14 protein-coding genes are annotated in these 12,777 nt (G+C 33.4%); 3 read left to right on the top strand and 11 right to left on the bottom strand.

The window, feature by feature from the left end; all coding sequences use genetic code 11:
• Positions 1 to 47: 47 nt before the first annotated feature.
• Positions 48 to 497, top strand: a complete 450-nt coding sequence (locus PQF83_RS05650; protein WP_000540517.1) for an NUDIX hydrolase — start codon at positions 48 to 50, stop codon at positions 495 to 497.
• 35 nt (positions 498 to 532) lie between these two features.
• Here PQF83_RS05650 and PQF83_RS05645 read toward each other — a convergent pair whose 3' ends face one another.
• From PQF83_RS05645 to asnB, 9 genes are all read right to left on the bottom strand, one after another.
• Positions 533 to 1,081, bottom strand: a complete 549-nt coding sequence (locus tag PQF83_RS05645) for a cysteine hydrolase family protein (RefSeq protein WP_000816786.1) — start codon at positions 1,079 to 1,081, stop codon at positions 533 to 535.
• 419 nt (positions 1,082 to 1,500) lie between these two features.
• Positions 1,501 to 1,989 (bottom strand): hypothetical protein, encoded by a 489-nt coding sequence (locus PQF83_RS05640; RefSeq protein ID WP_000713485.1) that lies wholly within the window; start codon positions 1,987 to 1,989, stop codon positions 1,501 to 1,503.
• A 259-nt stretch (positions 1,990 to 2,248) separates the two neighbouring features.
• Positions 2,249 to 2,896: a nitroreductase family protein gene (locus PQF83_RS05635; RefSeq protein WP_001105307.1), complete on the bottom strand. Its 648-nt coding sequence runs from the start codon at positions 2,894 to 2,896 to the stop codon at positions 2,249 to 2,251.
• Positions 2,897 to 2,994: 98 nt separating this feature from the next.
• Positions 2,995 to 3,870, bottom strand: a complete 876-nt coding sequence (gene dat, locus PQF83_RS05630) for a D-amino-acid transaminase (protein ID WP_000648363.1) — start codon at positions 3,868 to 3,870, stop codon at positions 2,995 to 2,997.
• 126 nt (positions 3,871 to 3,996) lie between these two features.
• Positions 3,997 to 4,959: an ABC transporter substrate-binding protein gene (locus PQF83_RS05625; protein ID WP_272792288.1), complete on the bottom strand. Its 963-nt coding sequence runs from the start codon at positions 4,957 to 4,959 to the stop codon at positions 3,997 to 3,999.
• A 138-nt stretch (positions 4,960 to 5,097) separates the two neighbouring features.
• A complete protein-coding gene (locus tag PQF83_RS05620; RefSeq protein ID WP_000481801.1) occupies positions 5,098 to 5,952 on the bottom strand; it encodes a phosphatase PAP2 family protein in 855 nt (284 codons plus the stop codon).
• 351 nt (positions 5,953 to 6,303) lie between these two features.
• Complete coding sequence (locus PQF83_RS05615; protein ID WP_000200475.1) at positions 6,304 to 6,633, bottom strand: hypothetical protein; 330 nt, start codon at positions 6,631 to 6,633, stop codon at positions 6,304 to 6,306.
• Between the two features lie 48 nt (positions 6,634 to 6,681).
• Entirely contained in the window at positions 6,682 to 7,041 is a 360-nt protein-coding gene (locus PQF83_RS05610; protein ID WP_000627528.1) for a GNAT family N-acetyltransferase, read from the bottom strand.
• A gap of 93 nt (positions 7,042 to 7,134) precedes the next feature.
• Positions 7,135 to 9,036 (bottom strand): asparagine synthase (glutamine-hydrolyzing), encoded by a 1,902-nt coding sequence (gene asnB / locus PQF83_RS05605; RefSeq protein WP_000333816.1) that lies wholly within the window; start codon positions 9,034 to 9,036, stop codon positions 7,135 to 7,137.
• A gap of 217 nt (positions 9,037 to 9,253) precedes the next feature.
• Between asnB and PQF83_RS05600 the strand changes: the two genes are divergently transcribed.
• The gene (locus tag PQF83_RS05600) at positions 9,254 to 9,715 is read left to right on the top strand and encodes an Hsp20/alpha crystallin family protein (RefSeq protein WP_001288082.1); all 462 of its coding nucleotides are present in this window, start codon (positions 9,254 to 9,256) and stop codon (positions 9,713 to 9,715) included.
• 39 nt (positions 9,716 to 9,754) lie between these two features.
• Here the strand turns inward: PQF83_RS05600 and PQF83_RS05595 are convergent, their stop codons facing one another.
• Entirely contained in the window at positions 9,755 to 10,342 is a 588-nt protein-coding gene (locus tag PQF83_RS05595; RefSeq protein WP_000833352.1) for an SCO family protein, read from the bottom strand.
• A 334-nt stretch (positions 10,343 to 10,676) separates the two neighbouring features.
• Here PQF83_RS05595 and PQF83_RS05590 point away from each other — a divergent pair, with 334 nt between their 5' ends.
• The gene (locus PQF83_RS05590) at positions 10,677 to 11,651 is read left to right on the top strand and encodes an MBL fold metallo-hydrolase (protein WP_001129618.1); all 975 of its coding nucleotides are present in this window, start codon (positions 10,677 to 10,679) and stop codon (positions 11,649 to 11,651) included.
• A gap of 181 nt (positions 11,652 to 11,832) precedes the next feature.
• Here PQF83_RS05590 and PQF83_RS05585 read toward each other — a convergent pair whose 3' ends face one another.
• Positions 11,833 to 12,675 (bottom strand): DegV family protein, encoded by an 843-nt coding sequence (locus tag PQF83_RS05585; protein ID WP_025991670.1) that lies wholly within the window; start codon positions 12,673 to 12,675, stop codon positions 11,833 to 11,835.
• Positions 12,676 to 12,777 lie beyond the last annotated feature (102 nt).

Below are 12,777 nucleotides of genomic sequence, written 5' to 3'. Positions count from 1 at the left end.
ACGAATAGTATATTTGCTCTTATTTTTTCTTACGGAGGTTACATACAATGGGGTATATTGAAGAACTTAGAAAAGTTGTCGGATCAAGACCACTCAATCTAGCAGGAGTTGCTGTAGCTGTTTTCAATGAACAAGGACAAATATTACTTCAACAAAGGCGAAATGGTATTTGGGGTGTTCCTGGTGGATTCGTTGAACTTGGTGAATCAACAGAAGAAGCTGGGAGACGAGAAGTGTTCGAAGAAACAGGGATTGAAATAGGAACCTTACAGTTAATAAGCGTATTTTCTGGAAAAGAATTTTTTGTAAAATTACCAAACGGGGATGAGTTTTATCCTATAACAATCGCATATCTTTGCAAAGACATTAAAGGCGGCTTGCTAAAAGCTGATGGGATCGAATCATTAAGTGTCCAATTTTTTGATTTTGATAAGCTACCAGAAAATATTAGCCCATTTATAAAAAAATTAATTGAGCAAAACCTCGTCTCAATTTAAACGTAAAAAGAGACCTTTTTTAAAGGCCTCTTTTTTTACTTCACTTCTGCGTTTAAACAAGATTTAAAATGCCCAAGTGCAAATTCATGCCCTTGCGCATTAAAAGATGCAACCGCCTTTTCATAAACTACAATTTTAAACCCTTTATTATAAGCATCTACTGCTGTATGAAGAACACAAATATCAGTACATACCCCTACAAGGTGAACCTCTTCAATTCCTCTTTCTCTTAACTTCATCTCTAAGTCTGTTCCTGCAAATGCACTATATCGCGTTTTATCCATGTAATATACATTCTCTGCATTTTTATATGTTTCGTACACATCTTGTAATTCACCAAACAAATCTCTTCCATTTGTACCCGTTATGTTATGAGGCGGGAATAATTTTGATTCAGGATGATATACATCATTCTCTTCATGTTTATCAATAGCAAAGACAACGTAATCTCCATTTTCGATATATCGCTTCGTTATATGTACAAGTTCTTTCTCAATTTCTTGACCGGGTTTTCCGCAAGTTAAAGCACCTTTTTCCGCTACAAAATCATATGTATAATCAATATTTATAAGAGCTCGTTTCATTACTATCTCTCCTTCTCCTGTTTCACAGTAAACAATAGAAAATTTGTTATTACGACATCGTATGTACTATTCGACATTTCAAATGAAATACCTACATTTTTCTTCTGAAACTTACCTTATTCCGAGTTTATCATATAATAGCTAAACAATGGTAAAACAAATAGACCCTATCGATAAGTCATAAATTTGATAATGGAACGTAACTTGCATCATAAACCAAATTACTGACATCATCATATTAATCAAGAAGATACAAATACACCAGTTCACCTCTTCAACCGCTTTTTCTGTCATAGTAGTAACAAGTGGTCTCTTCCTAATTTAATCATATTAGAAAACGAAACAAGTGATTCACTATTACAACCTCTAGTATAAATAAAAAGTACACTACTTTTTGAGTAATGTACTTTTTATTCTTCTTATGACGCTGGTTTTGTTTCGAATGTTGCTTGATTAAAACTAATAACCTTTCCTTTCGGATCATTGTTTTCATACTGAACTGCCGTAATCGTATGACTACCTGTTTCAAGCGTCTTTTCTTTTAATTGTACTGTTGTCTGTGTTGTACTAGTTACTTGATATTTATCTGCAAACACTCGATCTACAAATACGAATGTTTCTTTATCATTTTGAAAATTAGAGAGCTCTAATTCAACGTGTTGAATTAAAGTATCCTTTTTAATGAATACAGCTGGTATATTACCATTCTCAGAAGTACCGTCTGGTGTAATAACTTTTACTTTTCCTTCTCCGACTGGCACTGCTCCTTCAGGAAATACTACTATATTCTCATTACTTGCGTTTACAACTCTTTCTTCCTGCTTTGATTGCGCACCTTCTTTTTCTTGTGGAGCGCCGCAACCGGCTAATAACAATACAGACAATCCAGTGATTATGAATTTTTTCAAAATTCATCCCCCCTGTCATTTCATTATAATTTATTATACAAAAATAACTTTTAAATTTTAAGACTATTTCCAACACTTTCATGAACAAATAGAATCTTGCTCACGATTAATGTATCATACTTTCCCTAATAGAACATTAATTTTTTTTATGAAATAAATAGTAATTCCCTCTTATCTATCATTTTAGCCTAACAGATTAATTACATACCTATCCAAAATAAAAAGACATTGTTTATTCAATGTCCTTTTATTTTGAGCTTTAAAAAACAAATGTTGTAATCTCATCTACTTCTTTTCTTGGAAGTTTCTTCGGCTTATCTTTCGGAAAACCGAGTGATATAACCATATTTATTTGCTTTTCAGGCTCAATTTGTAAATATTGTCGTAGTTCATCTTGAGCTAACAATACCGGTCCTGTCATTGGGCATGTACCAAGCCCCTTCGCATGTGCAGCTAACATTAAGTTTTGTGCCGCTAAACAGCTGCTCTTAATTCCTTCTTCTTCCCAAACTGAATCTGGAACAAAAGCAATCGGATCAAATATCTTTTCACGAAACTTTGATTCATATGGCGTTGCCAAACATACGATTAATACTGGTGCCTCCGAGAAAGCTGTTGCATATGGTCCAAAAGAACGTGTAAGTAATTTCCCTGCTTTCTCTTCTCCGGTTTCTGCCGCTTTTGCCGCAAGTTTATGTAATGCATCCCATGTCATTTGTTCAATTTCTTTAATTTTCTCTCGGTTCATAATGACCAAGAACTCCCAAGTTTGTGAGTTCGTATCACTCGGTGCATAACGAGCACAATCAATAATTTCTTTTATATCACTAGTGGATACTTCTTGTTCTGTGAACTTTCTAACACTTCGTCTACCGTGAATTACTTCTTTAAAATCTTCATAATTCATACATTAAATCCCCTTTTTACAGCGTTTTCAAATCTTGTCCTATCCTTGAATTATATCATGAAAAAAAGCTGGAGTAATACCAGCTTTTTTCTTCAATATTAGTTCGTAACTTTAAACAAACGAATACTTTCTTCATATGCAACTTGGAGTTTCTTTGTAATTGGTCCTCTTTCGCCGTTCCCGAACTGCTCGTCACCAATTTGAACGACTGGGAATATTTCAAGTGGCGTCGCTGTGAAGAAGCATTCATCGGCCTCATACACTTCTTGAAGTGGAAATTCTCTTTCTTCTACTTCAATATGTAACTCTTTCGCTAATGTAATAACATAGTGACGTGTAATGCCGTGTAGAATGAAATTGTCAGCCGGATGTGTAATCAATTTATTATTTTTCACCATAAAGAAATTTGAATGACACCCTTCCGTTACAATTCCATCTCGTACTAATATCGCTTCTTGATAGCCTTGTTCGTTTATTTTATTTTTAATCATAATATTAGGTAGCAGGTTTAAGGATTTTATATGACAGAACTTCCAGCGTATATCCTCTTCTACAGTAACTTTTATTCCTCGTTCCATAGAAGCAATTGGTCGTGGAAAAGAAACAATGTTTGCAAAATATGTTGGTTGCATATTTGACTCATATACATGATTACGTGCTTGAACCCCTCTTGATATTTGCAAATATACATTCCCATCTTCTTGAAATTTATTTTTTTCAATCATTTGATATAACTCTTCCATTAACTCTTCCTTAGTAAACGGTGGAATTAATTTTATTTCTTCCATAGAATGAAAGAATCGTTCTAAATGTAAATCTAATAAATGTGGCTTCCCATCATATAGTCTGAATACCTCGTATATACCATCACCAAATTGAAAGCCTCTCTCCTCTAATGGAATCATCGGCTGTTCTTCCTTCGTATTTACAATTCTTCCGTTAAATAAAATCCAATCTTTATGAGTAGCTTTCATTTATTCCCACTCCTTTATTTCATGATTGTTTTAATTGTACAACTTATGCACGATCAAAAGAAGGAATTTTCTGTATTTTAACAAAATAAAAATTGCATCACCTATTTAAAGTGATGCAATTTTTATTTACTTCAGAAAATATTTTTCAATATCATCTAACATAAGATTTGCAGCTACAATACCACCTGCTGTATTCCAAATCACTTCATCTACTTGGAATACTTTATTCTCTTTAGAAGCCTGCAGTTGTTTAAAGAGTGGATCTTCTGTCCATTCTTTTGCTAATGTATTTCCTTCATTATTCTTATCCGCGTCTTTATCAGATGTGAAATAGAATAAATAATCCCCGTCCATATTTGGAATTTGCTCTTTTGTAATTCCTTTAATTGCAAATTCATCTTTATCTTGTAATGGTGGTCGTTTAAATCCAATATCATTTAATACAACACCTGAGAATGAATTTTTTTGATAAATACGAACGTCACCAGGGACGAAACGAATAATAGAAACTTTAGAGTTAACTTTATCACCTAATTTTTCTTTTATTCCTGCAATACGCTTTTTATAATCATTAAGAGCATTTTGCCCTTCTCTTTCTTTATTTACAGCTTTCGTATAAAGTGTAAAGTTTTCTTTCCAATCACCGCGTAATGTTTCAGCATATACTGTTGGCGCGATTTCTTTTAATTGTTCGTATATTTTTTCGTGACGCATTTTATTTCCGATAATTAAATCCGGCTGAAGCTTCATTACTGCTTCTAAATTAATGTCACGCTCAGTTCCTACTACTTTCGTATTTTTTAACTCTTTCGCTAAATGAGGATACCATTCATCACCAGCTCGTGGTTTCGTCGTTCCAACCGGCGTTACTCCAACAGATAAAAGTGCCTCAGCGCCCTCATTTGTTAAAACCACAACTCTTTTTGGCGTACCATTTACTGTCGTTTCGCCCATTGCATCTTTTATCGTATACGAATCTTTCGCTTTAGCTGATGTATCATTTTCTTTCTTCTCTTCTTTACTACACCCTGCGATTATGATTGTTAGTAGCATAATGCAAAATATAAGCATATTTTTAGTGCGTGTCATAAGTCCTCCTAGTTGAAATTGATTATCATTTACATCTTAAAGATTAATGTATATCTCATACATTGTCAATAGATATATCAGAAAACTTTTTCAATATATATAATTTAGACCTCATTTTTATTCAAACTATTTTTATATTTATTTGCTACTCACATTTTTTATTCGTAACATGTGAAACATAAATGGACATAAGAAAGTAATTGTAAATCCAGTCAATACATAACGTAAATAATACATATCAGGTATGACTTTTTTTAATAGGAGCTGTACCACTAACAAAATACTAAGACCCAATACTGTTTTTACCACTTGCATTTTAAAATCATTACTTTCATTCATATTAATAAAATGATTCTCTAACATGATACCAATCGTAGAACCTGTCAAAACTCCTAGTAATTTAAGATTATCTACTTGGCTTGTCATAACATACATAATGAGTGAAACAGCCAATATAATTCGTTGTAACAATATAAATTTCCTATCACTTAATCCCATTGTTACCTTCGTATATAAATAAACAACTATGACACTAAATAAAACGGCACCTATTATATCACTGAGCCAATGTACACGTAAATATAGACGAGAAATAGAAACTAATATAATAAAAACAATACCAATCATCCAAATGATTCTCTTTTTACATAAAATCATAAATGAACCCCAAAACGTTGTTGCTAACTGCACGTGTGTACTTGGGAAAGAATAACTTGCAGCTGATTTTTCATATAAAGATTGAATTCCATCGTATGTATACGGTCGCGGAATTTTCATAAATTCTTTTATCACTATCCCTATATATCCAGAGAAACAAAGCATAACAATCATATGAAATGCTTTTCTTTTAGAAACGCACCAATACGAAATTGAAATAACAATTAAATATAATGTTTCATTTGCAATAATAGATACAAGTTTAAAAAATGCTGTAAGTACACTTCCCTCCAGACTGATCATCCATTCAAGAAATAACATATCAATATTAAACATACAAACACGATACCTCCCTAAAATTTAATTCTGCTATTTTTTAGCACTTCATATAAAGTGAAACTTTAATCAGCCCTAACCAATCGGACTTTTATGGGCAGCCCAATCCCCATCTAACTTCTTTGCTTTCGTTGAATTTTGAGGTGTGGGTCTTACTGCCGATTAAAGCGAGACAAACTAGTTGATTAACATTTCCAATTTATACACCCACTTACGTTACAGATTAAGAATATATAGTACCACATACTAAAAACAGATAATATGTTAAATCCTCTAATCATTTTTATAAATTTCAATGGAATTTTGAGTTTTATATACAAAGCCATTACAATTACAAATTAAAAAACCGCCTTATGTAAGGCGGTTTCTATCATTTTGTTTTAACCAATTTAAAATAAATATATACGATTGATAGTGAATATAACGTATGCAAAATAAAAGAAATAAAAAGGCTATTCCAGTGGTACTATACAGCAAACCAAACTTCAAAAAAATATTTAACAGCGGTGGAAAGTTCGTTATGTTTTGTAATGTAAGTAGCATACAAAACAAAAGGAAAAACACTGGGGCATATTGTAATTCATATGGCTTTCTCTTCTTATTCATTCTTTTTCGAATAAGCATATGGCTTAGCTCCGCTACTAAAAAACATCCTCCAATTAATACAAGACCAGAAGTCATCGTCATACACCCACCTGCCTTATATTTATCCCGCATAACTACTCATCGTTATATTTTCTTCACATATATTCCGTCTTCCCCATTAAATCCAAAGCTCTCTATGAAAGATTTCGCTTGTTCTGTTAATTCCGTTTGTAATACCTTTATCTCTTTCACATTTCTTTCTTTCATCATCATTTCAAATGTAAAATACGTATTTGTCCCATAACCGTAACTTTGATAATCAGAGTGAATAATTAACTGAGATAAAACCGCAGTCTCCCCTTGAACACGATAATCTATTACACCAATATATGTATCATCGACTTTCACACAATACTGTACCTGTTTCTCACTTAAACTATGTGAGTAAAACATTTCTTTAACAACGCTTTCATTTTCTACAGTTACTTTTTCAAACGTAATCATATGTTGTCCATCCTTTTACTATTATTGTATCAATAATACGTCCTATTTATGAAAAAAACCTTAAGACCATATGCGATCTTAAGGTTTTTCTAATTAAACTAAGCTATACGCACGTTTCGTTTCTTCGTGGAACTTATTCGTATCGTATTTATGCTCAACATAAATTTGATGCCATACCATAAACGCAAGTACAGTCCAAATTTTACGGCTATAATCGCCTTTATCTGCACAATGTGCTTCCAGTAAGTTTAATACATACTGTTTGTCGATTAAATGCTCTGTTTTACTCTCGTTTATAATATTGATAGCCCAATCATGCATTTCGTCTTTTAACCAGTGACGAATTGGTACTGGGAATCCAAGTTTTTTACGATCTAATACGTGATCTGGAACGATTCCGCGTGCTGCTTCACGTAAAATAGCTTTCGTAGTTCCGTTAGCAATCTTAAATTCAGTTGGAATTTTAGATGCAACATCGAATACTTCTTTATCTAAGAACGGTACGCGAAGTTCTAATGAGTTCGCCATTGTCATTTTATCAGCTTTTAATAAAATGTCACCGCGTAACCAAGTGAACATGTCAATGTATTGCATTTTGCTTACATCATCATAATCTTTAATTTCGTTATACAATGGTTTCGTGATATCCATATAGTTAACACTTTCATTGTAATACTTCATTAATTCAGCTTTCTCTTCTTCACGGAAGATTTTCGCGTTTCCATAGTAACGCTCTTCAATTGGCGTACATCCACGCTCTAGGAAGCTCTTTCCTTTAAAGCCTTCTTTAAGAGCACCACTTAGTGCTTTTAGAACGCTCTTACCTGGGCTAGGAATGTAAGAGAACATTTTCAGTGAGTTTGGCTCACGATAAATGTTATAACCACCAAATAGCTCGTCTGCACCTTCGCCTGAAAGAACAACTGTTACATGCTTACGTGCTTCTTTTGCAACGAAGTACAACGGTACAGCTGCTGGATCTGCTAAAGGATCATCCATATGCCAAATGATTTTTGGGAACTCATCCATAAACTCTTTCGCTGAAATGAATACGTTATGGTTTTTAACACCTAATTTCTCAGCAGTTTCTTTCGCAACATCAACTTCACTGAAACCACGTTGCTCAAAACCAACAGAGAATGTTAAAAGATTTGGATTCATTTCTCTTGCGATAGAAGCGATGATAGATGAATCGATACCACCAGATAAGAATGAACCTACTGGTACATCACTGCGCATATGCACTTTTACTGAATCATATAACACATCACGAATTGCTTGGATATGCTCCTCTTTCGTTGCACTTGAAGCATTGAAATAAGGTTTCCAGTAGCGATGGATTTCCATCTCTTTACCGATTTCTTTTACGAAATAATGACCAGGTTCGATTTTATTAACATCAATTGTTAATGTTTCTGGCTCTGGACCATATTGGTACGTAAAGTAATGTTGTAGAGACGTTGGGTTAACGCCTTTATCTTCCATCACATGCATAATACTTTTCTTCTCAGATGCGAAGAATGTAGTATCACCTTGTTGTGCGATGTATAAAGGTTTAATACCGAAGTGGTCACGTGCACCGAAAAGTTTCTTTTCTTCACGATCCCAAATCATAAATGCAAACATACCACGAAGGTAGTCTACACATTTTTCTTTCATATGTGCATACAATGCAATGATAACTTCTGTATCAGATTGCGTTGCAAACGTTGCACCTTTTTCAAGTAACATTTCACGTAATTCTACATAGTTGTAAATTTCACCATTAAAAATAATTACATATCGATCATTTTCATAAGTTAGCGGCTGATGTCCTGCCTCTAAGTCAATGATACTTAAACGGCGGAAGCCAAATTGTACATGCTCATCACGAAAATATCCTTCGTCATCTGGACCACGGTGGAAAATCATCGTGTTCATATTTTCAAATTGATGTTTTTCTGTTTCTGAAAACTCTCTAGGGTTTTCACATAAACATCCTACAAAACCACACATACTTCTTACCCTCTTTCAGTTTTCATTCTGTCTCTATACTACTATATCAACCCTATTTATACTAGCATAATCAACTGAATATGGCGACCAAAAACTATAAAAAAATCACTCCATTTCACATTTTTAACAATTTTTTATGAAAACATGAAAATTAGGCAATCACCTTTCTCCGCTTTTGTCATATGATATTGCAAATTGATTTCTAGGAGGGAATACCATGAGTGAAGAAAAAAAAGACTCTTCTCGCCCACCGGTTCGCAATTATTTAAAGCAAATTGATGATTTCTTCGAGCAAACACCACTTCGCAATGTAATTGCTGATTTAAATCATTTTTTCCAAAAAGGAAATCGTTTATTAACATTCCCTGTAGATTTATATGAAGTTGGTGAAGAACTCGTTGTTACAGCTGAACTACCAGGTATACAAAAAGAACAAATTCAAATTGAAATACAAAATGAATACTTAAAAGTCTCTGTAAAAGAAGAGATACTGGAAGAAGAAGAGCAAACATCCCATAACTATTATCGCCGAGAACGTTCTATTTCAGAAGCATCCAGATTAATTAAATTACCGTACTCCATTAATAAAAAAGCAGCAAAAGCTTCGTATCAAAATGGCGTGTTAGAAATTCGGGCTCCAAAACTTCCACAGCAACATGATATTTTATCCATAGACTAATGTAAAAAAAGAAGGGTGCTTTAATCTGCACCCTTCTTTTTATTCTGCTAATCGCTTCATATCACGTATAATGTCCTCATACGGCGTATTACTAATACCATTATACTTTTTCATTACTTTTCCGTTTTGATCAATTAAATAAAATGATGTACCATGCATAACTTGACCATTCTCAGGTTTATCTACAAGTGTTTGGAAATTATCTTTTGCAAACTTTGTAATATCTTCTAACGAATAACCTGTTAACAGGTTCCAGTTACTAGTATCTTCTGTAAACTTTTGAATAAAAGCTTTCAAGTTTTCTGGCTTATCAAGGTCAGGATCTACGCTAAATGATACAAACTGAACATCTAATTTCTCTTCCTTTGCCATTTTCTGCAATTTCGCCATATTAGCAGTCATTGGCGGACAAACTGTTTGACAGTTTGTGAACATAAAATCTGCAACCCAAACTTTCCCTTTTAAATCTTTTGTACCAAATGGCTTTCCATCTTGATTTGTAAATTGGAAAGTTTCTAAATCCCAATTCAATGGTTTACGAAGCTTTGAACCTGATCCACTACATCCAGCAAGTACAAAGAGACAAAATACAACCATAAGACCAATTACTTTTTGATAACGCTTCATTTATAAACCTCTTTTCTCTATCCTAAATTTAAATAGGTTATGTTTATCATAACAAAAGTTAACACTACGAGAAAATTGTTTACTACATTTGTTCACGAAATCGTACGAATTTACGTATGTTACTTCTTTATTTCAAGCGAATTACTAGACAAAATAATTTTTTTACTATTATTTCTCTAAATAATCGTCGCAAAACTAATTCTATTGTTATTTTTGTAAATGCACCTTCCTGTTTTTTTACAATTATTTAAACATTCATCCATGTTATACACTGTATTCCTTAACAACATTTCGGTACAATACAATTACAACGATTTTAAATGAGGTGATGTTCATGGCAAAGCGCTATGAAAATATGGATAATGTGAGTACAAAAAAATCAATTCGCTCTTTTATACGCTGGCGTAAAGAACGAAAGCAAAACAAAAAAGATTTTTCTTTCTTAGTAGAACAATCACCCGTTAAACAAAGTGCATTTTTGCAAAGTAATATTGAAAAAACGACTGTCACATGGATTGGGCATTCTACTTTTCTTATCCAAACGAATGGACTTAATATACTAACGGATCCAGTATGGGCCAATAAATTGAAGCTAGTCTCAAGACTTACTGAACCTGGTCTTTCTATACAAGAACTACCTAAAATTGATATTGTCCTCATTTCACATGGTCATTATGATCATTTAGATTTTTCAACACTTCGCCAACTTAATGATGACGTATTATACTTAGTACCCATTGGGCTAAAAAAATTATTTACTCGTAAAAAATTCAATAATGTAGAAGAGTATAAATGGTGGGAAAGTACGACTATTGATGATGTTTCCTTTCACTTCGTACCTGCTCAGCACTGGACGAGAAGATCATTATTTGATATGAACACATCTCACTGGGGTGGATGGATTATTAAAAATGACAATATGGAAGAAACCATTTATTTTTGTGGAGACAGTGGCTATTTCCAAGGTTTCAAAGAAATTGGCAAACGCTTTTCAATTGATGTTGCCCTTATGCCAATTGGAGCTTATGAACCAGAATGGTTTATGAAAATATCTCACGTTTCACCTGAAGAAGCAGTGCAAGCTTATTTAGATTTAAATGCTACACACTTTATACCAATGCATTACGGAGCTTTTGCACTCGCTGATGAAACACCTCGCGAGGCAATAACAAGGCTTCGAAATAATTGGAATTTACGTATGTTACCGTGGGAACAACTGCATGTACTCTTTTTAGGTCAAACTTTCATTTATAATAGTGAAACACATTATAAGAAAGTGAATGAAAAAATTGAAACATTACATGTGTAACGTAACTACTGATTTTCTATATTCAACATATAATATAGAAAATCATAAAGGGTGTTTTTTATGAATGAATATTTACAGACTCGCTATATCATTAGCGGTAGTGCCTGTATAGCCCTTCTTATTTCTTACTTTCTATTCACATAAAAAAGCTACTTGAAATAAATTTCAAGTAGCTTTTTTATTACTCTGCTAAATACATAAATCCGATTGCACCCGGACCTGTATGAGTACTAATAATAGGCGTTGTAAAGAAAATTTCTGATTTAGCAAATCCACTTACTTTTTCAACAGCCGCTTTTACATTTTCAGCTAAAGGAATTGCTTTCGCATGCGGAATTGCCACAGCTTTTACAACTTTTCCAGCTGTATCTTCCTCAAATAACTTAGCTAACGTTTTTACAATTTGACCTTGGCTACGCACTTTCGTTACAGGGTTATAAACACCATCTTCAAGGCTAGCAATTGGCTTTATATTAAGTAGCGAACCGATAAACGCTTTTCCTTTACCGATACGCCCACCCTTCACTAAGTTTTCTAATGTATCTACTACTACATATAATCGAGTATTCTTCCTTACTTCATCTACACGTTTTAAAATTTCTTCTAGTGAGCGTCCTTCATTTGCCATTTTCGCAGCTTCAACTACTTGATATGCTAAAGCATGTGTAATAAATTGCGAATCAACAACTGTTACTTTTGTGTCGGTCATTGATGCAGCACTATTTGCAGTTGCCACAGTACCACTCATTCCACTTGTCATATGAATGGAAAGTACTTCACTTCCATCTTCCCCTAACTTGTCATACATTTCTACAAATGTACCCATTGCTGGTTGTGATGTTTTTGGTAGTTCCTCTGATTTAATCATTTCTTCAATAAATTCATCTGGTTGTAGATCAACGCGATCTAAATATGTTTGTCCATTTACAGAGATTGATAATGGTAGAACATGGATGTCATACTTCTCAATTACCTCTTGTGATAAATCTGCCGTTGAATCTGTTACAATTTTAATTTTTTGCATATTATATTCTTCCCTTTCCAATACGCTCTCCTTGTTATTATACTAGTATTCCCATTGCTTTCAACAATTTGAAACGAAATTTCATTAAATTAATTATATTTT

Origin of the sequence: Bacillus sp. FF-1 (genome assembly GCF_028548245.1) — a bacterium.
GTDB classification, from domain to species: domain Bacteria; phylum Bacillota; class Bacilli; order Bacillales; family Bacillaceae_G; genus Bacillus_A; species Bacillus_A paranthracis.
The sequence above is the reverse complement of the archived record's forward strand: the minus strand, read 5'-3'. Positions and strand labels throughout refer to the sequence as shown.